General features: G+C 73.6%; 11 protein-coding genes. 1 reads left to right on the top strand and 10 read right to left on the bottom strand.

From position 1 onward, the window contains the following. Nucleotides 1-9: 9 nt before the first annotated feature. From ACWC9T_RS31605 to ACWC9T_RS31560, 10 genes are all read right to left on the bottom strand, one after another. Nucleotides 10-5,673: an amino acid adenylation domain-containing protein gene (locus ACWC9T_RS31605; RefSeq protein WP_449824478.1), complete on the bottom strand. Its 5,664-nt coding sequence runs from the start codon at nucleotides 5,671-5,673 to the stop codon at nucleotides 10-12. Between the two features lie 63 nt (nucleotides 5,674-5,736). Then, a complete protein-coding gene (locus ACWC9T_RS31600; RefSeq protein WP_449824477.1) occupies nucleotides 5,737-6,168 on the bottom strand; it encodes a hypothetical protein in 432 nt (143 codons plus the stop codon). A gap of 169 nt (nucleotides 6,169-6,337) precedes the next feature. Continuing rightward, on the bottom strand, nucleotides 6,338-6,760 hold the full coding sequence (gene panD / locus ACWC9T_RS31595; protein ID WP_449824476.1) for an aspartate 1-decarboxylase: 423 nt from the start codon (nucleotides 6,758-6,760) through the stop codon (nucleotides 6,338-6,340). 52 nt (nucleotides 6,761-6,812) lie between these two features. Continuing rightward, nucleotides 6,813-8,324 carry an alpha/beta hydrolase gene (locus tag ACWC9T_RS31590; protein WP_449824475.1) on the bottom strand — a complete coding sequence of 504 codons (1,512 nt, stop codon included), beginning with the start codon at nucleotides 8,322-8,324 and terminating at the stop codon, nucleotides 6,813-6,815. 62 nt (nucleotides 8,325-8,386) lie between these two features. Continuing rightward, nucleotides 8,387-8,587, bottom strand: coding sequence for an MbtH family protein (locus ACWC9T_RS31585; RefSeq protein WP_449824474.1), 201 nt, complete (start codon nucleotides 8,585-8,587; stop codon nucleotides 8,387-8,389). Further along, nucleotides 8,584-9,444 (bottom strand): class I SAM-dependent methyltransferase, encoded by an 861-nt coding sequence (locus ACWC9T_RS31580; protein ID WP_449824473.1) that lies wholly within the window; start codon nucleotides 9,442-9,444, stop codon nucleotides 8,584-8,586. The genes ACWC9T_RS31585 and ACWC9T_RS31580 overlap by 4 nt, the downstream gene beginning before the upstream one ends. Nucleotides 9,445-9,455: 11 nt before the next feature. Next, complete coding sequence (locus ACWC9T_RS31575; RefSeq protein WP_449824472.1) at nucleotides 9,456-12,383, bottom strand: type I polyketide synthase; 2,928 nt, start codon at nucleotides 12,381-12,383, stop codon at nucleotides 9,456-9,458. After that, on the bottom strand, nucleotides 12,376-18,828 hold the full coding sequence (locus ACWC9T_RS31570) for an amino acid adenylation domain-containing protein (protein ID WP_449824471.1): 6,453 nt from the start codon (nucleotides 18,826-18,828) through the stop codon (nucleotides 12,376-12,378). The genes ACWC9T_RS31575 and ACWC9T_RS31570 overlap by 8 nt, the downstream gene beginning before the upstream one ends. Continuing rightward, nucleotides 18,825-21,452: an acyltransferase domain-containing protein gene (locus ACWC9T_RS31565; protein WP_449824470.1), complete on the bottom strand. Its 2,628-nt coding sequence runs from the start codon at nucleotides 21,450-21,452 to the stop codon at nucleotides 18,825-18,827. Before ACWC9T_RS31565 ends, ACWC9T_RS31570 begins: the two co-directional genes overlap by 4 nt. A gap of 168 nt (nucleotides 21,453-21,620) precedes the next feature. Next, the gene (locus ACWC9T_RS31560) at nucleotides 21,621-22,187 is read right to left on the bottom strand and encodes an ester cyclase (protein ID WP_449824469.1); all 567 of its coding nucleotides are present in this window, start codon (nucleotides 22,185-22,187) and stop codon (nucleotides 21,621-21,623) included. A 519-nt stretch (nucleotides 22,188-22,706) separates the two neighbouring features. Between ACWC9T_RS31560 and ACWC9T_RS31555 the strand changes: the two genes are divergently transcribed. After that, nucleotides 22,707-26,692: type I polyketide synthase (locus ACWC9T_RS31555; protein ID WP_449824468.1), on the top strand; the 3,986-nt coding region annotated here is incomplete at its 3' end.

The raw sequence follows: 26,692 nt of genomic DNA, 5'->3' as shown, positions 1-26,692 counted from the left end.
CCTGTCGGGTCAGCCGGCGCTGGGCGCCGGGAGGTAGCCCGCCTTGACGAACCAGTCCAGGTAGACGGTGAACAGCTCGCGGTCCACCACCGGCAGGGTGACACCCGTCCCGGCCAGCGCCCGTTCGGTGCCGGTCGCGTCGAACAGCGCGTCCGGCACGCCCCCGCCGCTATCGGTCAGCACCCCGAGCAGCGGATAGGCCGCGTTCTCCGGGTCGGCGCCGACCGCCTCGCACCACTGCTCGAACGGCAACTCGGCCAGCTCGAAGCCGTACTCGCGCAGGTGGCCCAGCACCGCGGTGAGCGGGACCCGGCGGTGGTTGGTCAGGTGGTAGACGCCGTTGGCGGCCTCCGCCCGGCGCGAGGCGGCCACCAAGGCGCCCGCGACGAAGTCGACCGGGACCAGGTCGATGGCCATGGTGGCGCCCGCCGGCGCGGCCTTGGCCTGGACGCAGCCCTTCAGTACCCGCCACAGGTAGTCGTCGGTCTGGCAGGCGCCGGTGCGGGTGTCGCCGCTGATCCGCGACGGCCGGTACACCGAGACCGGCAGGCCGCGCCTGCGGGCCAGCCCGACCACCTCCTCGGCCACCCACTTGCTGCGGGTGTACCCGGTGCCGAGCTCGGCGGCCGGGCCGGTCGGCGCGGACTCGGCGATGCCGCCGCCGGGGGCGAGCACCGGGGCTGAGGCGCCGAAGACGCCGATGGTGGAGACGTGGTGCACCGGGACGGTGCGGTGCCGGGCCGCCAGCCGCAGCACGTCCTCGGTGCCGGTGACGTTCGCGGCCTTCAGCTCGGCGTACGGGTACACCAGATTGACCGAGGCACCGGCGTGGTACACCGCGTCCACCGTCCGGGCAAGCTCGTCGAAGCGCTCCTCGCCCAGGCCCAGCCGCGGCCGGGCCAGGTCGCCGGCAAGGACGGAGATCCGCTCCTCGGGCAGCGCCGGGCCGCGCAGCCCGTAGCCGTCCAGGACGGCCAGCAGACGCTTGCGGGCGGCGTCCTCGTCCGCGCCGCGGACCAGGCAGTGCACCCGGGCGGTGGTGGCGGTGAGCAGCTCGCGCAGCAGGAAGGCGCCGAGGAAGCCGGTGGCGCCGGTGAGCAGCACCGCTCGCGGCTCGGCGGCGGCCGTCACCACCTCGGCGGCCGGGACGATGTCCGCGGCCAGGCGCACCTCGGCGGCGAGTTCGGTCTCGGTGCCGGTCGGCGCGCCGGCCGTGAAGCCGTCGACGGCGGCGGCGATGCCCGCCATGGTCGGGGACTCGAACAACACCCGCAGCGGGATCGGGGCGCCGAACTCCTCGCCGAGCCGGAAGACGAACCGGGTGGCGAGCAGCGAGTGGCCGCCGAGCTCGAAGAAGTTGTCCTCGGCGCCGACCCGGTCGACGCCGAGCACGGCGGCGCACAGCTCGGTGACGATCCGCTCGGTGTCGGTGCGCGGGGCGGTGTAGCCGCTGTGGCGCACCGCGCGCTCGGCGTCGGGCAGCGGGAGCGCGGCCCGGTCCACCTTGCCGTTGGGGGTCAGCGGCAGTCGGTCCAGCATCACGAAGCCGGACGGCACCATGTAGTGCGGGACCTTCGCCTTGAGGAACTCCCGCATTGCCGGGATGAGTTGACGGCGTCGGCGGGCCTGCATCGGGTCGTTCGCCCACTCCTCGGGCAGGCCTTCGGCTGCGACGGCGGCGGCCGGGCGCGGGGTGGTCGGGGCCGGGGTGCCGGCCAGGGTGAACACCGCGTCGTAGTCGCCGGGCCGCTGCTCGTTCCACTCGAAGCGGACCCGGTGGCCGAGGCGCTCGGCCAGCTCGTGGACGTCCTCGATCTCCATCCCGGCGGCCGGGGTGCGGTCGAGTTCGCGGCGCAGGTCGAGCACGGTCGCCCCGGCGCCGGCGGCGGCCAGCAGGTCCAGGGCGCGCAGCTCGGCGGCGGTACGCGGGTTGGGGATCGCGGTCACCCGCAGCTCTCCGTCGGCCGCCCGGCGCCCGGCGAGCAGTCGCTCCAGGCCGGCCGGGTCGGCGGCGTCGGCGGACCAGTCGGCGGGCGCCTGATCGGTGCCGGCCGGGCCGTCACCGAGGTACAGCACCGCGTCGTAGCGGAAGCAGCTCATCTCGTTGCGGTGGCGGCCGCGCCGGGGGCGGATCTCGATCGCGCCGAGCCGCGGGATGGTCTGGCGCAGCGCGTGGAAGTAGCGCGGGTCGCAGAGGAGTTCGTCCTCCTCCAGGATCCGGCGGGCGATCTGCTCGCGCAGCTGGGTGAGCGGCATGTCGTCGTCGGCGCGGAACAGCTCGACGGACAGGTGGAAGGCCTCCAGCAGTCGCAGGTCGCGCAGGTCGCCGATGAACAGGGTGGCGCCGTCCGGCAGGATCCCGGCGGCCCGGGTGAGCACCGTGGTGAGGTAGTGGACGTCGGGGAAGTACTGGGCGACGGAGTTGAGCACCACGGTGTCGAAGTGCCCGGTGGGCAAGCCCTCGACGACGTCGGCGCTCTGGTGGACCAGGGTGACGTTCTCCGCGCCGACCCGGTTCTTCAGGGCCGCGATCGCCCCGGCCGACAGGTCGGTGCCGGTGTAGTCCAGGGCGACCGGGGCGAGCCGCTGGAGCAGCAGGCCGGTGCCGCAGCCGATCTCCAGCACCCGGCGGGGGCTAAGGCCGGAGATCGCCGCGACCGTGGTGTCCACCCACTCGCGCATCTGCTCGGCAGGCAGCGGCTCGTTGGTGTAGGTGCTGTTCCAGCCGGTGATGTCGAAGTCGTCGGCCAGGGTGCCCTGTTGGGAACCGTACATGCCGTCGAAGACCAGCTCCCACTCGTCGATCTGCTCGCGGGCGGCGGTCTCCGGGGCGCCCGCGGCAGGCTCGGCGTCGATGGCTGCCGGGTCGGCGACCACGTAGGCGACCAGGCGGCGATCGCCGCCTTCGGTGCGGTGCGGGGTCACCACGGCGGCGGTGACGGCGGGGTGGGCGAGCAACCCGGCCTCGATCTCGCCGGTCTCGATCCGGAAGCCGCGGATCTTGACCTGGTGGTCGATCCGGCCGAGGTACTCGATGTCGCCCGAGGGCAGTGCCCGGGCGAGGTCGCCGGTGCGGTAGAGCCGGGCGCCGGGCTCGGCAGCGAACGGGTGGGGGACGAAACGCTGCGCGCTGCGGGTCGGGTCGCCGAGGTACCCGGCCGCCAACCCGGCGCCGCCGACGTGGAGTTCGCCGGGAACACCGTGCGGCATCAGCTGGGCGCCGCTGGCGTCCAGAACGTACAGCTCCAGGTCGGACAGCGGCTCGCCGATGGGGCTGCGACCGGGCTGGTCGAGGTCGGCGGCGCGGATGGTGCGGTGGGTGACGTGCACGGTGGTCTCGGTGATGCCGTACATGTTCACCAGCCGCGGCCGGTCGTCGCCGTGCCGGGCGATCCACTGCCGCAGGGTGCCGAGCTCCAGCGCCTCGCCGCCGAACACCACGGCCCGCAGGGCGAGTTCGGAACCCTCGCGGGCGTCGACCGCGGCGAAGTGGACGAACGCGGAGGGGGTCTGGTTGAGCACAGTGACCCGCTCGTCGCGGACCAGGGCGTAGTAGGCCTCGGCGGAGCGGGCGGTGTCGGTGGGGACCACCACGACCCGGCCGCCGTGCAGCAGCGCGCCCCACATCTCCCAGACCGCGAAGTCGAATGCGTAGGAGTGGAACATGGTCCACACGTCCCGGTCGTCGAAGGCGAACAGCTCGCGGGTCGCCTCGAAGAGCCGGACCACGTTGCGGTGGCTGATCAGCACGCCCTTGGGGGTGCCGGTGGAGCCGGAGGTGTAGATGACGTACGCGCCGGCGTCCGGGTCGCCCGCGACGGCGGGGGCCTCGGCCGCCTCGGCGGGGGCCTCGGGCGAGTCGTCCACGCAGAGCACCCGGGCGGTGTGGTCGGGGAGCTGGTCGAGCATCCGGCGCTGGGCGAGCACCAGCGCCGGGCGGGCGTCGCACAGGATCGCGTGCAGCCGGGCGGTCGGGTAGGCGGCATCCATCGGCACGTACGCGGCGCCGGTGCGCAGCACGGCGAGGATGGCGGCGACGGTGTCCGTCGAGCGGTCCAGGAAGAGCGCGACCCGATCCCCCGGCCGCACCCCCTCGGCAGCCAGCCGGGCGGCCAACTCGGCGGCCCGGGAGTCGAGTTCGGCGTAGCTGAGGTGCTCGTCGCGGAAGCTCACCGCGGTCCGGTCCGGGGTGCGGGCGGCCTGCTCGGCGAACCGGCCGTGCAGGGTGGCCGCGCCGGGGTGGGCGGCCCGGCGGCGGCCGGCGTGCAGCAGTTCGGCGCGCTCGGCGGCGGGGAGCATCGGCAGGTCGGCGAGGTCGGCGCCGGGGTCGGCGACCACGGACTCCAGCAGCGTTCGGTAGCGGTCGAGGAGCCGGACGGCGGTGTCCTCGTCGAAGCGGGTGGCGTCGTACTCCAGGGTGGCATGCAGTGCGCCGTCGCGCGGGGTGACCGCGAGCAGCAGGTCGAACTTGGCAGTGGCGGTGTGCACGTCGACCGGGGTGATCTCCAGGCCGGGCAGCCGGGCGGCCCCTGTGGCGGCGTTCTGGAGCACGAACATGGTCTGGAACAGCGGCGCCTGGCTCATCTGCCGTTCCGGACGCAGTTCCTCGACCAGCTTCTCGAACGGCACGTCCTGGTGGGCGAAGGCGCCGATGGCGACCTTGCGGACGTGCCGCAGCAGCGCCCGGAAGTCCATGCCTTCGGCCAGGTCGAAGCGCAGCGCGAGGGCGTTGACGAAGAAGCCGATCAGGTCCTCGATCTCGACCTGGTTGCGGTTGGCGATCGGGGTGCCGACCACCAGGGTGGAGCGCTCCTCGCCGAGGCCGCTGTGCCGGTGGAGCAGCAGCACGTAGGCGGCGAGCAGGGTCATGTACGGGGTGGCGCGCTCGGCCCGACCGAGCCGGTCGAGGGCGGCGGTGAGCTCGGAACCGAGTTCCAGCGAGACCCGTCCGCCGGCCGCGATCGACGGGCTGGTGGCGGTGCGCGGGGCGGCCATCGGCAGCTCCAACGGGGGAACCGTGGTGCCGAGCCGCTCGCGCCAGTAGGCGAGGTCCCTGTCGAACGCCCCGGCGGCCTGGCGTTCGCGCTGCCAGAGCGCGAAGTCGGCGTATTGGATGGGCAGTTCGGCGCCGTCCTGGTCGTCTCCGGCGGCCGCCGCGGTGATCGCCGCGGAGAGCTCGCGCATCAGCACGCCCACCGACCAGCCGTCGGAGATGATGTGGTGCATGACGAGCAGGAAGGTGTGATCGTCCTCGGCGTGCCGGATCAGGGTGGCGCGCAGCAGCGGTGGGTCGGTCAGGTCGAAGGGGACGGCGGCGAGTTCGGCGAGCAGCTCGGTGGCCGCCCGCTCGCGCAGGCCCTCCGGGCGGCCGGTGAGGTCCACCAGGTCGAGCGGGATCTCCAGCGCGGGCAGGACTCGCTGGTGCGGGACCCCGTCGGTGCTCTCGAAGACGGTGCGCAGCACCTCGTGCCGGCGCACCACGGCGTCGACGGCTCGGCGCAGCACGTCCGCGTCGATCCGTCCGCGCAACCGGGCGGCCAGCGGGACGTTCTGCACCGCGGTGCCGGGGACCAGTTGTTCCAGGAACCAGAGGCGTTCCTGCGCGAAGGACAGCGGGATCCGGTCGGGTCGGCTGCGTCGGGTCATCGCGGCAGGGTCGGCGGCCGTGCTCATGGTGGGTTTCTCCGGGTTTCGTGGCGGACCGGCACGCGGCGCCGGCGGGCCGGCCCGTCCGGTTCAGCGGGCTTTCTGGACGAGGTCGTTGGAGCCGACCTTGAACTTCACCCGGACCTTGTCCGAGTGGGAGGTGCCCTCGATGGCACCCGCGAAGCCGTCCACGTTCAGCGGGCCGGTGCCGCCGTTGACGACGATGTCGGCCCCGAACACCTTGATGTCGACGGCGGTCTCCTCGGGCAGTTCGAGGATGAGGTCGATCCGGCCCTTCTGGCGGAAGTAGCGCAGGGCTGAGGAGGAGCCGATGCGCAGCACGTCCTTGTGGGCGGTGGCGGTGGCACCGAGGGTGGCGGTGTCGCCCTTGGCCTTGACCGCGACGGTGTCGCGGCGGGCGAAGTCGAGGCGGATGTTCCCGCCGACGATCTTGATCTCGACGCGCTTGATCCGGCCGGGCTCGCTCCGGAAGACGTCGATGATGGGCGGGTCGGACTTCACGGCGGTCTCCTCGGGTAGCGGCCGGGCAGGCCGGGTGGCCCGCGGCCGCGCGCCGGGCGCGGCCGCGGGAGGTTGCTGGTTCAGTGCTGAGGCCGGGTGGTGACCTAGGTCAACACCCGGCGGGTGCCGACGGGTTCGCGGACACGCCTCAGGGTGTGTCTGACACGCCCTAAGCTACGACGGTCACGGCGTCGCCGCGCAGCAGTCCGCCGCCGTCCGGCGCCTCGGCCGGGTCGGAGCCGATGGTGACGGCCTTGTTGGCCTCGTCGACGAAGACCACCCGCGGCTCCAGGCTGCGGGCCTCCTCGTCGGTGACCTGGGCGTAGGCGATGATGATCACCAGGTCGCCGGGGCTGATCAGCCGGGCGGCGGCGCCGTTGATGCCGATGATGCCGGAGTCGGCCGGGCCCTCGATGACGTAGGTGGACAGCCTGGCGCCGTTGTCGATGTCGACGATGTCGACCTTCTCACCGGGCAGCAGGTCGGCGGCGGCCATCAGGTCGCTGCTGATGGTGAGCGAGCCGACGTAGTGCAGGTCGGCCTGGGTCACGGTGGCGCGGTGGATCTTGGACTTCATGAGCGTCCGGTACATGGGAACCCTCCGGGGCCCTGTTCGGTGCGGTCGGTGGTGGGCGGGACTTCCGTCAGGCGGACGGGAAGGGCGGGTTCTGCTGCTGGACGACGGTGCCCGCCGGCGGCAGTTCGCCGTCCACCAGGTAGGCCTCCAGCAGCCGCTGGACCTGCGGGTCGGGGTTGTAGTGCACGGTGTGCCCCTCCCCCTCGACCGTCAGCAGCCGGGCGCCGGGCATGGTCTCGGCCAGCCGGGCGGTGACCGCGAACGGCGTGCCCGGGTCCCCGGTGACGCCGATCAGCAGCGCCGGGCCGGCGGTCCGCCGGTCCCACGGGCCGGTGTAGCGGTGGGCGGCGCAGGGCCAGCCGGCCGAGGCGACGGCGGGCCAGTTGACCACCAGGCCCATGCCGCCGGAGCGCTCCTCGGCGGCCTTGGCCTGGGCGAACCAGCTCTGCGGGTCCTCCGGGTTGGGGGTGTCGCCGCCGAGCAGCGCGAGCGACTGCTCCGGCGGGGCGGCGTACAGCGGCGGCAGGTCGGCGCCCTCGGGCGAGCCGGAGAAGTCGAACCGGGTCCGGTACGGCTCCGCGCCGCCGGCCTCGACGGCCAGCCAGAGGTCCTGCAGCCGCTCGGCCTGCTCGGCCCAGTACGCGGTCTGGTAGAGCACCACCCACAGCTGGGCGATCACCGTGGCGTAGCCGACCGTCGCCGGGCCCTGGGGGCCGACCAGCTGGACCGGCTCGGCGCGCAGCCGGGCGAGCAGCTCGGCGAACTTGGCCCGGGTCGCCTCGGGGCTGCCGGCCGAGAACGGGCTGGTGGACTCGCCGACCCGGTCGAGGAAGCGCTCGACGCCCTGGGCGGCGGCGAGGTCGAAGCCGACCCGCAGCGGGGTGTTCAGTCCCGGGTCGGCGTCGTCGTGGTACCAGGTGACCGGGTCGATGGTGCCGTCCAGCGCCATCGCCCGCACCCGCTCCGGGAACAGGTTGGCGTACACCAGGCCGAGCAGCGAACCGTAGGAGACACCGTAGAAGCTGATCTCCTCCTCGCCCAGGGCCCGGCGCAGCAGGTCGATGTCTCGGGCGGTGTCGGCGGTGGAGATGTGCGCCAGCAGCTCGGGGTTGCGCTCGCGGACGAGCTTGCCGAAGGCGGTGAAGGCGTCGATCCAGGTCCGGCAGTCCGCCTCGGCGAGCGGGAAGGGCAGGGTCAGGCCGGCGAACAGGCCCATCATCTCGTCCATCGACTCGAAGGCCTGGACGGGCGTGCTGGCGCCGGAACCGCGCGGGTCGAAGCTGACGATGTCGAACGCCTCCCGCACCTGGGCCGGGATGAACCGGTGGTGCGAGGGCAGCAGAGTGACGCCGGCGAAGGCCGGGCCACCGGGGACGAAGACCAGCGTGCCGCGGCGGCGGGCGGCGTCCCCGGCGGGCCGGCGGATCACCTCGACGCCGATCGTCGGGCCGTCCGGGTCGGTGTGGTCCAGCGGCGCCTGGAGCGTGGCGACCTCGAAGCCGAGCTCGCTCTCGTGGGCGCGCCAGGTCAGGGCGGGCGGTTCGGTCCGGGGTGCGGACGCTGCCGATTGCTCGGCCATACGGGGTTCCCCCTCGGGCAAGTTGCTGGTGGTGATGGCGTTTCGGGACGCTTCGACCGGACCTACGCCGCGCCGGGGCGGCGGCGCAGGCTCAGTGGGCGCAGGTCCGTCCAGACCGTCGAGATGTGCTCCAGGCACTCGTCGCGGCTGCCGGTGAACCCGAGGGCGCGCCAGCCGGCCGGCAGTTCACGCCGGGCGGGCCAGACCGAGTACTGCTCCTCGTGGTTGACGACCACGGCCCAGTCGGGCCCGGCGGTGGTCACGCCTGCTCCGGCTTGCGGCCCGAGAACATGAACACCAGCAGCATCGCGGAGGCCTCCGGTAGAGCGAGGAACTCGTCTACGGCGTCGGCGAGTTGGCGCACCGCCTCGGCGGCAGCCGGGTTCTCGTCGACCATCAGCGCATAGCGCGAGCGGATGTTGAGTTGCGGCTCCAGGGCGGCCATGCCCAGCTCGTCGCTGGAGACGGCGACCGCCTCGACCTTGATGTCGGTGAAGCCGGCCGCGCGCATCAGCTGCGGGATCCGGCGGCCGATCAGCCGGTCGCCGCCGCGCTCGGCCTGCATCCGGATCCGGCCCTCGATGACCTGCTCGATGGCGGGAAGGTCAGGGGTCGGGAACACCGAGCCCCAGAGGCGGTCGTCCACGTCGGCGATGACGGCCAGGCCGCCCGGGCGCAGCATCCGGCGGATCTCGGCGAGCGCCTGCTCGGGCTCGGGGACGTGCTGGAGCACGAAGCGAGCGTGCGCCAGGTCGAAGGACTCGTCGGGCAGCGGGGCGTCGACCACCGAGCCCTGGAGGATCCTCAGCCGCTTCTCGTCCTGCTCACCGAGGTAGCCGCGGGCCTGCTCGATCTGGAACGGCTCCAGCTCCAGGCAGGTGAGCGACCCGTCCGGGACGTCGTTCAGGAACAGCTCGGTGGTGAAGCCCGGGCCGCAGCCGATCTCCAGGACGTCCATGTCGGGGCGCAGCCCGAAGTAGCGCATCACCCGGGCCTCCTTCTCCCAGGAGGCGGTGGCCTGCAGGCGCAGCCGGTTGAGCTCGCCCTCGGGGTCGGGGTGCTCGCCGGCGCCGTAGTAGGACTGGGCGCGGCCGGCGCCGGTGGTGTCGGTGACGGTCATCTGCGTTCGCTTCACTTTCCGTTGGGTTCGGTGCCGGAGCGAGCGGTGGTCACCAGCTCGGCCATCCGGGCGGGAGTGGGGTCGTCGAGGAGGTCGTCCAGCGGCAGCTCGACGCCGAAGAGACGGTTGGCCCGCGAGGCCAGCCGGGTGACGAGGAGGGAATCGCCGCCGAGTTCGAAGAGGTCGTCGGCGGGGGTGACGTCGGTGCCCAGCAGCTCCCGCCAGAGGGCGAGCACCTGGGTGGTGACGTCCTGCTCCTCTGCGGGGGTGTCGGGAACCGTGTCGGGGCCGTGCGGCTCGGTCCGGACGGAACCGGGCGCGTCGATCCAGTGCCGGCGGCGCCGGAAGAGGTGGCCCGGCAGTTCCGCGGTGCGCCGCTGCTCGGCGGCGCCGAAGGCCTTCCAGTCGACGGCGACGCCGGCCTCCCAGGCCGCGCCGAGTGCGCGCAGCAGGACGGCCTGGTCGCCGCCGGTCTCACGGGCACCGGGCAGCGAGGCCACCGCCCGTACGTCCGGATCGAGTTCGCCGACCAGTCGGCCGAGGACGCGCCCGGGGCCGGCCTCGACGAGCAACGGGCGCCCAGCCGCGAGCAGCGCTGCGGCGCCGTCGGCGAAGCGGACGGTGGCCCGGGCCTGCCGCGCCCAGTACTGGGGGTCGACGGCCTGCTCGGCGGTGATCCAGGTGCCGCTCACGTTGGACAGGAACGGCACGGTGGGCTTGTGGCGCGCCACGGTGGCGACCAGTTCCGCGAACGGGCCGGTCATCGGGTCGAGCATGGCCGAGTGGAAGGCGTGCGAGGTGACCAGCCGCCGGGCGGGCACCTGGCGGGCCAGCCGCTCCACCGCCTCCTCGGGCCCGGCCAGCACGCAGCGGCGCGGGCCGTTGACGGCGGCGAGGCTGAGCCCGTGTTCCTCGGCGAGGGCGCGTGCCTCGTCCTCCTTGAGCTCGACGGCGACCATCGCGCCGGGCGGCAGGGCCGCCATCAGCCGGCCGCGGGCGGCCACCAGCCGTAGCGCGTCCGGCAGTTCGAAGACTCCGGCGAGGCAGGCGGCGGCCCACTCGCCGATCGAGTGGCCGAGCAGGGCGACCGGCTGCACGCCCGTCGACTGCCACCAGCGGGCGAGTGCGTACCCGACGGTGAACAGGGCGGGCTGGGCCAGTTCGGTGGCGGTCAGCGGGTCGGGCTCGCCGGGGGCCGGACGGCGGTCCAGCAGGGTGCGCAGGTCGCGGCCGAGCTCGGGGGCGAGCAGCTCCGCGCACTCGGCCACGTGTGCGGCGAACTCCGCTTCGGTGCGCAGAAGTTCGGCGGCCATGCCGCGGTACTGGGAGCCCTGGCCGGGGAACAGGAGGGCGGCGCGCAGCGGGGCCGCCGGGGCCCGGTCCGTCGCTCGCTCCAGCGCGTCGGCAGCGGCGAGCGGGTCGGCGGCGACCACGGTGGTGCGGTGGTCGAACTGCCGGCGGCCGCGCTGCAGGGTGTGGGCGAAGTCCGCGAGCCGGACCGCGGTGTCCTCCCGCAGCCGGGCGGCCAGCCGGGTCCGGGCTTCGGCCAGCGCCTCGGCGCTGTGGGCGGAGAGGGTCAGCAGTTGCTGTTCGCGGACAGCCCCCGGAGCGGTCGGCGCGGGCGGCTGCTCGACGACCAGGTGGACGTTGGTGCCGCCGACGCCGAAGGAGCTGACCCCGGCCCGGCGCGGACCGGGCGCGGCCGGCCAGGGCCGCAGGTCGGTGTTGACGGCGAAGGGGCTGGCCGGGTCGGTGCGCGGGTTGCGCTCGCGGTAGTGCAGGCTGGCGGGCAGCCGGTCCTCGCGCACCGCGAGGACGGCCTTGAGCAGGCCGATCACCCCGGAGGCGGCGTTCAGGTGGCCGAGGTTGGACTTCACCGAGCCGATCGCGACCGAGCCTGGGGCGGCGCCCGCGGGAGCGAACACCGCGTCCAGCGCGGCGAGTTCGATCGGGTCACCGACGGCGGTTCCGGTGCCGTGCGCCTCGACGTAACCGACCGTGGCCGGGCTGATCCCGGCCGAGCGGTAGGCGTCGGCGATCGCGGCCCGCTGGCCGTCCACGCTGGGCGCGGCGTAACCGACCTTGCGGGCGCCGTCGTTGTTGACGGCCGAGCCGAGGATGACGGCGTGCACCCGGTCGCCGTCGGCGAGCGCGTCGGCGAGGCGCTTGAGCACGACCACGCCGACGCCGCTGGTGAAGACGGTGCCCGCGGCGGAGGCGTCGAACGGGCGACAGTGACCGTCGGGCGACTGGATGCCGCCGGTCTCGTGGACGTAGCCCCAGTCCTGCGGCAGCTTCACCGAGGCGCCGCCGGCCAGCGCGGTGTCGCACTGGTAGTCCAGCAGCGCCTGGCAGGCCTGGACGACGGCGACCAGTGAGGTCGAGCAGGCGGTCTGCACGGTGACGGCCGGGCCGTCCAGGCCGAGCCGGTAGGCGACCCGGCTGGTCAGGTAGTCCTTGTCGTTGCCGTGCAGCAGCTCGGCCGGGTACTCGCGCAGGACGTCGCCCGCGGCGAGGTGCGGCAGCAGGTTCAGCGGCAGGTAGCCGTTGAATCCGCAGCCGCCCCAGACGCCGATCCGGCCGGCGGCCCGGGCCGGGTCCACCCCGGCGTGCTCCAGCGCGACCCAGCACTGCTCCAGGAAGAGGCGGTGCTGGGGGTCGGCGTACTCGGCCTCGCGCGGGGTCATCCCGAAGAACTCGGCGTCGAACTCCTCCAGGGCGTCGAGCCGGCCGGTGGCCGGGACGTACCCGGGCGGGTCGTCCGGGCCGCGCTCGCCCACCGTGATCGACTCCACGCCGTCCAGCAGGTTCTGCCAGAAGCCGGCCGCGTCGGCGGCGCCGGGGACGCGGCAGGCCAGGCCCACCACGGCGATCCGGTCCTCCTCGTAGCCGTCCTCGTCGTACTCGCTCTCCGTCACGGCTTCTGCTTCCTCACGCATCGCGGTGTCCCTGCTTCAGCCGGCGGCGGCGGTCCGCACGCTTCCTGGCCCGCTCGTCCGCCGAGGGGCCGGCCGCCTCGTCCGCGCCGGGAGCCGTGTTCTGTTCCAGGACGGCGGCGAGCGCGGCGACGGTGGGGTGGCGGAACAGCTCGACCATGCGCAGGTCCCGGCCGAACTCCTCGCGCAGTGCCTGCTGCAGCCCGACCATCAGCAGGGAGTGCCCGCCCAGGTCGAAGAAGGTGGACTCGCGGTCGATCCGGGCCGGGTCCAGCCCGAGTAACCGGGCCCAGAGCACGGTGAGCGCGGTCTCCGCGCCGGGGGCCGGGGCGAGCCCGGCCGGGTTGGCGGGGGCGGTCTCGGCGGCCAGCCGGTCCAGGTCCACCTTGCCGTTGGGGGTCAGCGGGAACTCCGCGACCACCGCGATCCGGGTCGGCACCTGGTGGCCGGGCAGCCGGGCCGCGGTGTGGGCGCGCAGCGCGGCCTCGACCGACTCCCCTCCGGCGGCGGTCACATAAGCGGTGAGCAGCTGCTCGCCGAGACCATCCCGGACGGCGGCGACCAGGGCGGATCCGACGGCGGGGTGCTCGCGCAGCACCGCCTCGGTCTCCGCCGGCTCCACCCGGTGGCCGCGGATCTTCAGCTGACGGTCGGCCCGCCCGGCGAAGCGCAGTTCGCCGTCGGGGCCGGTCCGGCCGAGGTCGCCGGTGCGGTAGCCGCGGTCGGCACCGGTGCCGGTGAACCGGGCGGCGGTGGCCTCCGGGTCGTCCAGGTAGCCGAGCGCCAGGTTCCGGCCGCGGACCACGATCTCGCCGAGTTCGTTGACGGCGGCGGGACTTCCGTCCGGCCGCTCCACGGTCACCCGCATCCCGGGGACGGCGCGGCCCAGCGGCAGCGGCCGGTCGTCCTCGACCGGGCCGTCCACCGTGTGGAAGACCGGGGCCTGCGGGGTCTCGGTGGCGCCGTAGAAGCCGGTCACCCGGGCATTCGGGGCCAGTCGGCGCACCAGAGCGACCTCGTGGCCGGTGAGCCGGTCGCCGCCGAAGAAGACGTGCCGCAGCGCAGGCAGCGGCAGGTCGGCGGCGGCCAGGAAGCGGGCGGTCGGCGGGGTCAGGTGCAGCACGGTGACGGCCCGGTCGGCCAGCCAGCGGGCGAAGGTCCGCGGGTCCTGTTGGACGTCCTCGGCCGGTACCTCCAGCCGGGCGCCGACCGACAGCGGCACCAGGAGGTCGCGCAGCAGCGGGTCGTGGCCCAGGCCCGAGGTGAGGGCGAAGCGGTCGTCCGGGCCGATGTCGAAGGCGGTGGTGTACCAGTCGATGAAGTGGACCAGCGGCGGGTGGCCGCCAACCACGGCCTTGGGGGTGCCGGTGGAGCCGGAGGTGAAGGCGATGTACGCGGCCTCGCCGTACGCGCGCGGTTCCCGGTACGGCGTCGCGGGCTCGGTGTCGGCGTCCACGGTGAGGGCCAGGGCGACCGGGGGGCCGAGCACCTCGGGCGGACCGGCCGCGCCGGTCGCGTCCAGCCAGGCGTCGGCGGCCAGGAGTTCGGCGCAGGCGGCGAGGCGGGCGGGCGGATGGGCGCGGTCCAGGACGGCGAACGCGGCGCCGGAGCGCAGCGCCGCCAGCAGGGCCACCACCAGTTCCGTCCGGCGGGCGGCGTGCACCGCGACCCGGGCGCCCGGGCCGATGCCGGCCGCCTGCAGCCGGGCGGCCGACGCGGCGCTCCGGTCGGCCAGTTCGGCGTAGCTGAGCTCGCCGTCGGGGCCGACCAAGGCGACGGCCTGCGGGCGCTGGGCGGCGGCGCGCAGGAAGGCGGCGTGCGCGGGCTCGGTCGGGTGGTCGTGCTCGCCGTTGCCGTCGGCCCGGTCCTCTGCGGCGGCCGGCAGCGCGGTCACCGGGACGCCCGGTTCGGCGGTCACCTGCTCCAGCAGCAGCCCGAGTTGGGCGAGCAGCGCCTCGGCGGTGGCGGGGGTGAACAGGGCGGCGTCGTAAACCAGGTCCAGGGCCAGGTCCTCGCCCTCGGGCTTGGCGTAGAGGGTCAGCTCGAAACGGGGCGTGACGTCCTCCGCCTCGACCAGGCGTACCTCGACCCCGGGGATCGCAGCGTCCAGCGGCGCCAGGTTGATCATGTTGAAGACCACCTGGAAGACCGGGGTGCGGGCCAGGTCGCGGACCGGGGCGAGCCGCTCGACGATCCGCTCGAACGGCACGTCCTGGTGGGCGTCCGCACCGAGCGCCGACTCCTTGACCCGGCTGAGGAGTTGGCGGAAGGTAGGGTCACCGGAGGTGTCGGTGCGGACCACCACGGTGTTGACGAACAGACCGACCGTGCCCTCCAGGTCAGTGCGCGAGCGCCCGGCGATCGGCAGGCCGACCAGCACGTCGGACTGGCCGGACCAGCGGGCCAGCAGCACGTCGAAGGCGGCGAGCAGGGTCATCGACAGCGTCGCCTGCTCGGACCGGGCCAACTTCTCCAGCCTGCCGAGCAGTTCGGTGCCGACCAGTCGGCGGGCCCGCCCGGCGCGGCGCTCGGCGCCCTCCCGGCGGGGGTGGTCGGTGGGCAGCTCGATCGCAGGCGGGCTGCCGGCCAGCCGCTGCGCCCAGTAGTCGAGGCCGGCTGCACCGGCCTCGCCCTGCTGGCGCTCGCGCTGCCAGGCGGCGAAGTCGGCGTACTGCACCGCGGGCGCGGGCAGCGGCGAGCGCTCGCCACTCGCGAACGCCCGGTAGAGGACAGCCAGTTCGCGTACCAGCACCCGCATCGACCAGCCGTCGGCGGCGATGTGGTGCACGGCGAGCAGCGCGATGTGCCGCGCGGGCGCCAGCCGGACCAGCCGGGAGCGGGCCGGGGAGGCCGCGAGGTCGAACGGCTCGGTGTCGAACTCGGCGCGCACCCGGGCGAGTTCGGCCTCCATCTGGTCCTCGGGCAGCACGGAGAGATCGGTCAGCGGCAGCGGGTCGGCCGGGCCGTCCACCACCAGCTGGCGCGGCTCGGCGCCGACCAGTCGGTAGACGGTGCGCAGCGCCTCGTGCCGCCGGACCACCTCGGCCATCGCGGCGCGCAGCGCTTCCGCGTCGATCGGGCCGTCCAGCTGGAGTTCACCACTGAGCCGGTAGGCCTGGTCGCCGGGGCGCAGCTGCTCCATGAACCAGAGCCGCTGTTGGGCGAAGGAGAGCGGCAGGCCGCTCTTGTCCCTGGCCAGCCGGGCGATCTCCGCGGGCTGCCCGGCGCCGTCGCCGGCGCCCCGGACGTCCAGGTGGGCGGCGAGACCGCGCACGGTCGGGGTGTCGAACACCGCGTGCAGCTGCAGTCCGGTGCCGTAGGACTCGCGGATGCGGGCGACCAGCTGGGCGGCCAGCAGCGAGTGCCCGCCGAGGTCGAAGAAGTTGTCCTCGGCGCCGACGGCCGGCGCACCCAGCACCTCGCAGAAGATGTCGGCGATCCGCTGCTCGGTGGCGGTGGCGGGGCGGGCGGCGCCGGTGGGGCCCTCGGCGGGGGCGAGTTCGGGCTCGGGCAGTTCGCCGCGGTCGACCTTCCCGTTCGGGTTGAGCGGGAAGGAGTCCATCACGGTGATGAAGGAGGGCACCATGTTGGGCATCAGCCGCTCGGCCAGGTGGTCGCGCAGGCCTGCCGGGGTGACGGCGGGGGTGTACGCGCGGTCGGGCACCACCCAGCCGAGCAGCCGCAGTTCGCCGCCGGGGGCGGGCCGGGCCATCACCACGGCCTCACGTACGCCGGGGTGGTCGGTGAGCACGGCCTGGACCTCGCCAGGCTCGGTGCGCACGCCGCGGATCTTCACCTGGTGGTCGTTGCGGCCCAGGTAGTGCAGTCGGCCGTCCCGGTCCAGCCGCACCCGGTCGCCGGTGCGGTAGAGCCGGGCGCCGGGGGTGTCGGTGTAGGGGTGCGGCACGAAGCGGTCGGCGGTCAGGTCGGGCCGGTTCTGGTAGCCGCGGGTGACACCGGAGCCGCCGAGGTAGAGCTCGCCGACGACGCCGACCGGCACCGGTTCGAGGTTCTCGTCCAGCACGTACAGCTCGGTGGCCGCGACCGGCCGGCCGACGGCGGGGGTACGGCCGTCGGGCACACAGGTCTCCAGCGTACAGAAGACGGTGATCTCGGTCGGGCCGTACGCGTTGACGATGCGCCGGCCGTCGGCCCAGGTGCGGACAATCTCGGCGGAGATGGCCTCGCCGACCGAGGTGATCTCGGTGACGGTGGGCAGTTGGGCCGGGTCCATGGTGGCCAGGACGGACGGGGTGGCGGCGATCGCGGTGATGCCCCGGCCGCGAACGGTCTCGATCAGCGGCGGGCCGGGGCGCAGCCGGGCCCGGGGCGCCAGGTGCAGGGCGGCGCCGGTGGTCAGCGCCATCACCCACTCCCAGGTGGAGACGTCGAAGCTGATCGAGGAGTTCTGCAGGATGCGCCGGTCCGGGTCGGGCGCGAAGCCCTCGCGGTGCGCCAGGTCGAGGTCGACCACGCCCCGGTGCTCGACCAGCACGCCCTTGGGGCGCCCGGTGGAGCCGGAGGTGTAGATGATGTACGCGAGGTTGTCGGCGGTGGGCTCGACCGGCTCGGGCGCCGGGTCGGGCAGCGGGTGCTCCTCGTCCAGCAACAGGACGGGCACCTCGCCGACGGGCAGTCGTTCCACCAGCTCGCGGTGGGTGAGCAGCAGGGCGATGGCCGAGTCGGCCATCATGTACTCAAGCCGCTTCACCGGGTAGCCGGGGTCGAGCGGCACGTACGCGCCGCCGGCCGTCAGTACGGCGAGCATCGCGACCATCAGGTCGGCGCGGCCGTCCACGCTGATCCCGACCCGCACCTCGGGCCGCACCCCGCGGGCGCGCAGGACGGCTGCCAAGTGATCAACCTCGGCGATCAGTTGACGGTACGTCATTTCGCGGTCGGCGCCGACCACGGCGATCCGGTCGGGGGTGCGTTCGGCCTGCTCGATCACCAGGTGGTGCAGGCAGGAGGCGGGCCCGGCCTTGCCGTCGTCGGGCCGGTTCCAACCGACCAGCACCTGCTTGCGCTCGGCCTCGCCGAGCATCGGCAGCAGGCTGAGGTCGCGGTCGGGCTCGGTGGCGCAACCGTGGACGAGGATCTGCAGGTGCTCGGCCATCCGGGCGATGGTGTCACGCTCGAACAGGTCGACGCTGTAGCGCAGCGAGCAGTAGAAGACGCCGTCGATCTCCTCCACGAACAGCGCGAGGTCGTGCTCGCTGCCGTGGGTGGGCACCTCGTACGGGCGCAGCTCGACGTCGCCGAGCGGGATCCGGGTGTCGGTGAAGCCGGTGCCCAGCAGGGACAGGCCGCGCTGGGCGGACCAGGGCGCGGTCTCGTAGTGGAAGACCACGTCGTAGAGCGTGGTGGAGCCGTCGCTGCGGCCTTCGGCGGCCTGGCGGACCACCAGCGGGAACGGGTGGTCCTGGTGCTCCATCCCGTCCAGGACGGTGGTGCGGACCTGTCCGAGCAGCTCACGGAAGGTGGCGCCGGGGGCGACCGTGGTGCGGACGGTCATCATGTTGGCGAAGTAGCCGACGACCTCCTGGAAGGCGGCCTGGCTCCGGTTGGAGGTGGCGGTGCCCAGCCAGAGGTCGCGCTGTCCGGTGTAGCGGTGCAGCAGCACGTTGAAGACGCTCAGCAGCGCCACGTACGGGGTGGCGCCGGCCTCGCGGGTGGTCTCCTTGAGCGTGGCGGTGAGCTCACGGTCGAGCACGAAGGAGTACGCGGCGGCCCGGTGCGAGGGCCGGGCCGGGCGGGCCCGGTCCAGCGGCAGGTCGAGCCGGGGCACCTCGCCGGCCAGCTGCCGCTGCCAGTACGCGGAGGCGGCCTCGGCCTGCGGGCCGGACAGCCACTGCTGCTGGTGACGGACGAAGTCCATGTACCCGGCGGCGGGTTGACCGGACAGCGGCTCGCCCGCGTAACAGCGGCGCAGGTCGTCCGCGATGATGCCGAAGGACCACAGGTCGGTGGCGATGTGGTGGGCGGTCATCACCAGCAGGTGCGCGCCGCCGTCCAGCCGGGCGACCTGGGCGCGCAGCATCGGGCCGGCCGCCAGGTCGAAGGGCCGTTCGGTGAAGGCGGTGATGGCCGCGTCGACCTCGTGCGGCGCGCATCCGGTCAGGTCGGTCTCGGTGAAGTCGGCGACGAGGGTCGCGTTGACCTTCTGCCGCAGTTCGCCGTCGGCCTGGACCAGGGTGGTGCGCAGCGCGGGGTGGCGGTCCAGCACCCGCTGGAAGGCGTCGCGCATCCGGGCCGGGTCGAAGGGGCCGTCGATCCGGGCGGCGCCGCTCAGGTGGTAGGCGGGGCTGCCGGGGTGGAGCTGGTCGAACAGCCACAGGGCGCGCTGGCCGACGGCGACGTCCTGGAGGGCGGCGGCCTGCCGGGCGCGGGCGAGCAGCAGTTCGCGCAGCTGCTCCCGGCGGTCGGGGGTGGTGATGGGCTCGGTCATGACGGGTCAGCCGTTCCGGTGGCCAGGCGCTGCATCAGCGCGTCGATCTCCTCGGCGGAGAGCTTGTCCATGTCGGCGAGCAGCCGCTCGATCTCGCGCGGGTCGTCCAGCGCGCCGGCGTTGGTCGGCGGGCCGTCCTCGTCGGCGGGCTGGTCGGTGAGGCGGGCGGCGAGTTCGGCGGCGAGGTCCTCGACGCTGTCACCGCGCAGCAGCCGGACCACCTTGACCTCGGTGTGCAGGGCGGTCTCCAATCGACGCTGGAGTTCCAGGCCCATGATCGAGTCGACGCCGAGGCTGTTCAGCGGGCGGGCGGTGTCGATCCGGGCGGCGGGCAGCCGCAGCACCCGGCCGAGCTGCTCGCGCAGGAAGGCGGTGACGGCCTCGGTCCGCTCGGACAGCGGCGCGTTCGCCAGGACGGCCGGGTCGATACCGCCCGAGGCCGTGTCCGGGGTGTCCTCGGCGCGCTCGACGCCCTGCTCGGCAGCGATCTTGGCGAGCACCTCGGCGCTGACCCGGCGCTGCAGCATCCGGCCGGCGGCGGCGAGCACCCGGCCTTCGTCGTCCAGCACCAGGGCGGTGCGGGCGCTCTCCTCGCCGAGGCGCTGCTCGGCGGGACCGAGCAGGACCCAGGCGGCGGTGTCGGCGACGGCGCGGCCTGGGGTGCGCAGGGCGGTGAACTCGAAGGGCAAGCCGGTGCCGGACCGGTCGGCGGCGGCCAGTACGGCGGCATGGACCAACAGGTCCGTCAGCGGCCAGGCCGGGCCGGCCGGCATCGGGGACAGCCGCAGCAGGGTGCCGCCGTCCGGCGCGGTGTGCAGCTCGGTGACCAGTTCGGCGGAGGACGCCAGGCCGTGAGCGGCGAGTGCGCGGTAGTGGGCGGCGGCCGGGGCGCGGTGGGTGCAGCGGACCTGTTCGGCGGGCAGGTCGATCCGGTCCCCTCCGATGTCCTCACGGCTGGGTACGGCGACCGCCTGGGTGCGCCAGTCACCGCCGCTGCCGAGGAGTTGGAGTTCGACGGCATCGTCCTCGGCGCGCACCGCGGCCCAGGTCTCCTGGCCGTCGGTCAGCAGTCGCGCGCCGATCTCCAGTCGGAGGTCGACGGCCTCCGCAGCGGCCGGGCCGACCAGGGCGGTCAGCGCGGTGTCGGCGGCCAGGGCGAAGGAGGCGAGCGGGGTGCCGCGCCAGCTGAACCGGCCGCGCTCTGCGGTGCGGCGCTGCTGCGCCCGCCAGAGCCGCAGCCCGCCGAAGACCTGGCCGGCCGGCGCGAAGCGGGCGGCCTCGGGGCGCCCCTGTTCGGGCAGGCCCAGCCGGACCGGGCGGCGGTCGACCGGGGCCAGTGCGGAAAAGTCCAGTGCGACGCCGGCCTCGTAGAGCCGGGCGGCCGCGGTCAGCAGCGCGGCGCGCTCGGGTTCGCCGCGGCGCAGGGTCGGGACGACCAGGACGGAGTCGCTGCCGCCGGCCGCCTCGTGCAGCGAGGGGGCCAGGGTGGGGTGGGCGCCGATCTCGACGAAGACCCGGTGGCCGGTCTCCACCAGGTGCCGGACGGCCTGCAGGAAGCGCACCGGGCGGCGGACGTTGGCGGCCCAGTGCTCGGGGCCGAGCTCGGTTCCGTCCAGGGTCGCGCCGGTCACGGTGGAGACGAACCGTGCGGCAGCGGGACGCGGCGCCAGGTCGGGCAGCCGCTCGGCCAGCCGGCCGGCCACCGCCTCGACCCGGCTGCTGTGGAAGGCGACGGTGCCGGGCAGGACGCGAGCGAAGACCTCCTGGGCCGTCAGTTCCTCGACCACCGCCCGCACGGTGTCCTCGCCGCCGGCGATCAGGGTCGAGCCGGGCGCGTTCCAGGCCGCGACCTCGGCGTCCCCGCCATGGGCAGCGATCCACCGCTCGGCGTCCTCGGCGGGCAGGGCGAGCAGCGCGGTCAGTCCGCCGGCGGTCGCCTCGCGCATCAGTCGGCCGCGCTGGCAGGCGAGTTCGAGGACATCGGCGAGGTCGAGCGCGCCGCTCGCGGCGGCGGCGGAGAGTTCGCCGAGGCTGTGGCCGACGTACGCGTCGGCGAGCAGGCCCCAGGCGGTGAGCTGACGGGCGATCGCCACCTGGAGGGCGACCAGGGCCGGCTGCAGCCTGGCCGGGTCGTCCAGCCCGGTGGGTTCGCGGTAGGCGTCGAGCAGGGACCAGCCCGCGGTGCGGCGCAGCACGGCGTCGCACTCGTCGAGGGTCCGGCGGGCCACCGGTTCACTCCGGTACAGGTCGAGCGCCATGCCCGGCCACTGATTGCCTTGACCGCTGAAGACGAAGGCGACCGGTCCGGGTCCCGCCGCGGGCGCGGGCCCGTCCGGCGGAGTGAGGTGCAGGTCGGCGAGCCAGGCGCGCGCCGCCGCCGGGGTGTCGACCACGCCGGCCCGGCGGTAGCCGAGCTGGCGGCCCAGTGCGCCCGCGCTGTAGGCGAGGTCCCGCAGCCGGACGGTGCCTTCCGCGAGGATGCCGTCGTAGTGGTCGGCGAGCGCGGTCAGCGCCGCCGGTCCGGTGCCGGACACCGGCAGCAGGACGGCGGTCGCGCCGTCCGTACCGGTGTTCGTCGATCCGTCGTCCCTGCCGCTGATGCGGCCGTGTTCTCCCCCGCGCACGCCTGAACTCCCATTGATCAGATTGATCAGACTCGGACACGCAATTCCCGGCGACCCCGCCCGCCGCCGTGCAGGGCCGGCCGAGCCGGCCCGGGTGGGGAATCCCGGGAATTCACCCGAGACTTCCCGAAATTCCCCGCTGCCGCCGGATTCACCCGGCGGTGACGACTAATCAGCCGCCGCGTCGGCGGCCAGCTGAGCGTCGATCTGCTTGCGAATTTCGGCGAGGGTCTGCTCCGGGTCCCACTCACCCTTGGCCTCGATCGCCCGGCCGTCCTTGAAACGGCACCAGCTGGTGTAGGCCACCTCGAACTTCTTGCCCGTCGGCTCGAAGCCCATCATCCGGCCGACGTGCACGCCGGCCATCGTCCAGTCGAGGTGGACGGTGTCACCCTCCCAGCGCACGACCGTTGCGGTGTACCGCGGCTGGAGCTTCTCGCGGAGCTCACCGATGCCGGCCTTGATGCCTTCGAAGTCGTCCCCCTGGGCCTCCAGCTCCAGCGCCGACTCATCGGTGTGGGTGATGAAGTCCGGGTGGATGAATTCGCCGAGCCGGTCGATGTGACCGTTGTTCAGAACTTCCTCGACGTAGACCTGGAGAGTCTTCTCGCAAGCCGCCCTGTCTTCCCCCATGGGAATCCGCCTCACATTGTTACGGATGAAGATCCAGCGCCGTCGTCGCGAGCGGCCGGGTCCGATCGCCCGGCCCTCGGGGCCTGCGCGCCACGTGATCACGACGGCGTTACGGAATTGAGTGATGCCGTTTCTACTATGTAGATCTACGCACTGTCAACCAGCGCAGCACGTCGACCTGCTGATGAGTCAGAACCCTGCCCTGCGACCCCGACCCACCCCTCGGCGCCACCCGGGCGGCAGGGTTCGGCGACACCGGGAGGTACCCCGGATCGCCCCGCTCAACCCTGCGGACGGAGCCACCCGCCCGCGTTTCACTGGACGGCGGCCAACGCCCCCACCCCAGCCTGCAACGTACCGTCAAGCAGGCCCAGGTGAAGTGATGCACATCACACAGATTACCCCTTGGCGACACCTTCTCGTCGTCGCCCTACGCTGTAGGGTGAGTCGAGGTTGATCAATTCGATCACCATTTACGGGGGTCTCATCGCCGCGCGGCGCGACGCGCTTTCAGTACCGCGTCACGCTTCTGCGCGCTTTCCGACTCCCGTGCACGGTCATGCGACGGCAGCATTCCGTCGGACCTGAAATCTTTCACGGGCTCGGGGGCGAGAACGTTTCATGGAAATGGCCAACTCCTCTGCGATCGGGTCGGACTTCGACCCGAACACGGCCGTCGCGATTGTCGGGGTTTCCTGCAGGCTTCCGAAATCGCCGGACCCTGCCACATTCCGACAGCTCCTGGAGCGCGGTGAAAGCGCGGTCACGGAGTGGCCGGAGGATCGTTTGAGTACGGCTGACCACTATTCGGCCGACCGTTCCGCACCTGGAAAGGCCCACGCCCGGCACGGCGCCTTCCTGGACGATCCCAGGGCTTTCGACGCCGGCTTCTTCGGGATTTCCCCGCGCGAGGCCGAGATGCTCGACCCCCAGCAGCGGCTGGTCCTGGAGCTCGGCTGGGAGGCCCTGGAGGACGCCCGCATCCTGCCCGCGCGGCTGCGCGGCACCCGCACCGGCGTCTTCATGGCCACCATGGCTGGCGACTACGCCGCGCTGGTCCACGCGCAGGGCCCCGAAGCCGTCAACCAGCACACCGTTGCCGGTCTGACCAGGGGAATCATTGCCAATCGACTCTCCTACACGCTCGGACTGCAGGGCCCGAGCCTGACCGTCGACTCGGCCCAGGCCTCCTCACTGGTGGCCGTCCACCTGGCCTGTGAGAGCCTGCTGCGCGGGGAGTCCGACCTGGCCCTGGTCGGCGGGGTCAACCTCATGCTGGTGCCCGAGAGCACCATCGCCGCCGCGAAATTCGGAGGCCTTTCCCCGGATGGCCGGTGCTGGACCTTCGACGCCCGGGCCAATGGCTATGTCCGCGGCGAGGGAGGCGCCGTCCTGGTTCTGAAACCGCTCGTCCGGTCTGTTTCCGATGGAGACGAAATCCACGCCGTCATTCTCGGCAGTGCGGTCAACAACGATGGCGCCACCGAAGGCCTCACCGTGCCCAGCACGGAGGCCCAGTGCGAGGTCATACGCGAAGCGTGCCGCCGAGCGGGCGTGCGCCCGGAGAGCATTCAGTACGTCGAATTGCACGGTACCGGAACTCCGGTCGGAGATCCCGTGGAAGCCGCCGCACTGAGTGCGGCACTCGGCGCCGGACGGCCGCCCGGAAGCCCATTGCTGGTGGGTTCCGTCAAGACGAACATCGGCCACCTGGAAGGCGCGGCCGGTGTCGCCGGATTGTTGAAAACTATACTGAGCCTGCGGCATGGGATAGTGCCGGCGAGCCTCAATTTCGAGACGCCAAATCCTCGTATTCCGCTGGCCGAGCTCGGACTCCAGGTCCAGACCAGCACCACGCCCTGGCCAGCCGGTCCGCGCCTCGCCGGCGTCAGCTCGTTCGGTATGGGCGGCACCAACTGCCATGTGGTGGTGACTGGTTGGCCACACACCGAGTTGGGTGAGGAAGCGGCGCCCAGCGCGCCGCCGAGCGCCGTCACTCCGGTGCCACTGCCGCTCTCCGGGCGGGGAGCAGCGGCACTGCGGGGGCAGGCCGCGCGGCTCGCGGAGCAGGTCGGACAGGATCTGCCCGCCGCCGCCTCGAATGCCGAACTCGCCGATCTGGCATACGCGTTGGGAACGGTCCGGACTGCCTTCGAGGACCGCGCGGTGGTGCTCGCGGACGGGGACACAGAGCCCGGAAGCCGAGACAAGCTGCTCGCCGCGCTGCGCGCGCTCGCCGACGGCACGCCGACCGCCGACGTGGTCACCGGCCACGCCCGGGCGGGCGATCGACCGCAGGTCGCCTTCCTGTTCTCCGGCCAGGGCAGCCAGCAGGCCGGCATGGGCCGGAAGCTGTACCGGCGGTTCCCGGTCTTCGCCGCCGCGCTGGACGCCGCCACGGAGCACCTCGACGCCGAACTCGACTTCTCTGTCCGCGAGTTGATGTTCGCCGAGGACGGTGAGCGACTGCATCGGACGGTCTGCACCCAGGCCGCGCTGTTCGCCTTCGAGACCGCGCTGGCCCGGCTCTTCCAGAGCTGGGGCATCCGACCCGACCACCTGATCGGCCACTCCGTCGGCGAACTCACCGCCGCGCACCTCGCCGGCGTGCTCTCGCTCCGCGACGCCGCCACCCTGGTCGCCGCCCGCGGCCGACTGATGCAGGCCCTGCCGAGCGGTGGCGCGATGGCCGCCGTCGAGGCCACCGAGGACGAGGTCCTGCCGCTGCTCGCCGAGCACGACGGCGCCGTCAGTCTGGCCGCCGTCAACGGGCCCACCGCGCTGACCGTCTCCGGCGACGAGCCGGCCGTCCTCGCGGTGGTCGCCGCGCTCGCCGACCGCGGGCGCCGCACAAGGCGGTTGGAGGTCAGTCACGCCTTCCACTCCGCCCACATGGACGGGATGCTGGACGACTTCCGGCGGGTCGCCGAGAGCCTGAGCTACGCACCGCCGATCATCCCGGTGATCTCCAACCTCACCGGCCGGCCCGCCACCGCCGAGGAGCTGTGCTCGCCCGAGTACTGGGTGCGGCACGTCCGCGAGGCCGTGCGCTTCCGCGACGGCGTACGGGCGCTGGCCGAGGCCGGCGCGACGCACCTGCTGGAGCTCGGCCCCGACGCCGTACTGCTGCCGGCCGCGCGGCAGAGCCTGCCGGACGCGGACGGCCGGATCACCTTCAGCGCCGGGCGGCGGCGGGGTCGCGACGAGGTCCGCACCACCGTCACCGCGCTCGCCGAGGCGTATGTTCGCGGCGTCGACGTGGACTGGACAGCCGTCCACGGCGAGCGCTCGCCGCGCGGGGTCACGCTGCCGACGTACGCGTTCCAGCGGGAGCGGTACTGGATCGAGGCCGGTCCGGGGCGTCCAGCGGCGGTGCGGGCCCTGCAGGAGCCCCGGGAGGCCGCTCCCGAGGTGCAGGCGCCCGGTGCCGGGCCGCGCGAGGCCGCCGCGCTGGTACGCGCCAACGTCGCGCTGGTCCTCGGGCACGCCTCCGCCGACAGCGTCGACATGGAGCGCACCTTCAAGGAGCTCGGCTTCGACTCGCTGTCCGCGGTCGAGCTGCGCGACCGCCTGCGGGAGGCGACCGGCATCGCGCTGGCGCCGACCCTGGTGTTCAACTACCCCACCCCGCAGGCGCTCACCAACCACCTGCACGCCGAACTCACCGGGGAGAGCAGCGCCGAGAACACCGTCCGCAGTGCCGCCGTGCGCCTGGACGAGCCGATCGCCATCGTCGGCATGGCCTGCCGCTACCCCGGCGGCGTCGCCTCCCCCGAGGACCTCTGGCGGCTGGTCGCGAACTGCGTCGACGCCATCGGCGACTTCCCCACCAACCGCGGCTGGGACCTCGACGCCCTCTACCACCCCGACGCCGACCAGCCCGGCCACTCGTACACCCGCCGGGGCGGGTTCCTCTACGACGCCGACCGCTTCGACGCCGCCTTCTTCGGCATCAGCCCACGTGAGGCCCTGGCCGTCGACCCGCAGCAGCGCGTGCTGCTGGAGACCGCCTGGGAGGCCTTCGAGCGGGCCGGCATCGACCCGGCCACCCTGCGCGGCCGCGACGCCGGTGTCTTCGTCGGCGCCATGGCGCAGGACTACGGCCCCCGCCTGCACCAGGCACCCGAGGGCCTGGACGGCTACCTGCTGACCGGCAACAGCCTCAGCGTCGCCTCCGGGCGGCTCGCCTACACCTTCGGGCTGGAGGGCCCGGCGCTGACGGTGGACACCGCGTGCTCGTCCTCGCTGGTCGCCCTGCACCTCGCTGTTCAGGCGCTGCGCAACGGCGAGTGCTCACTCGCCCTCGCAGGCGGGGCGACGATCATGTCCAACCCGGGCATGTTCGTGGAGTTCAGCCGGCAGCGCGGGCTGTCGGCCGACGGGCGCTGCAAGGCCTTCGGTGCGGGCGCGGACGGCACCGGCTGGGCCGAGGGCGTCGGGCTGCTGCTGGTCGAGCGGCTGTCGGACGCGGAGCGCAACGGGCACCGGGTGCTGGCGGTCGTACGCGGTACGGCCGTCAACCAGGACGGTGCCTCCAACGGGCTCACCGCGCCGAACGGGCCGTCGCAGGAGCGGGTCATCCGGCAGGCGCTGGCCAACGCCCGGCT

The sequence above is a fragment of the Kitasatospora sp. NPDC001159 genome (assembly GCF_053598235.1).
This window is presented reverse-complemented; position numbering and strand designations above follow the sequence as displayed.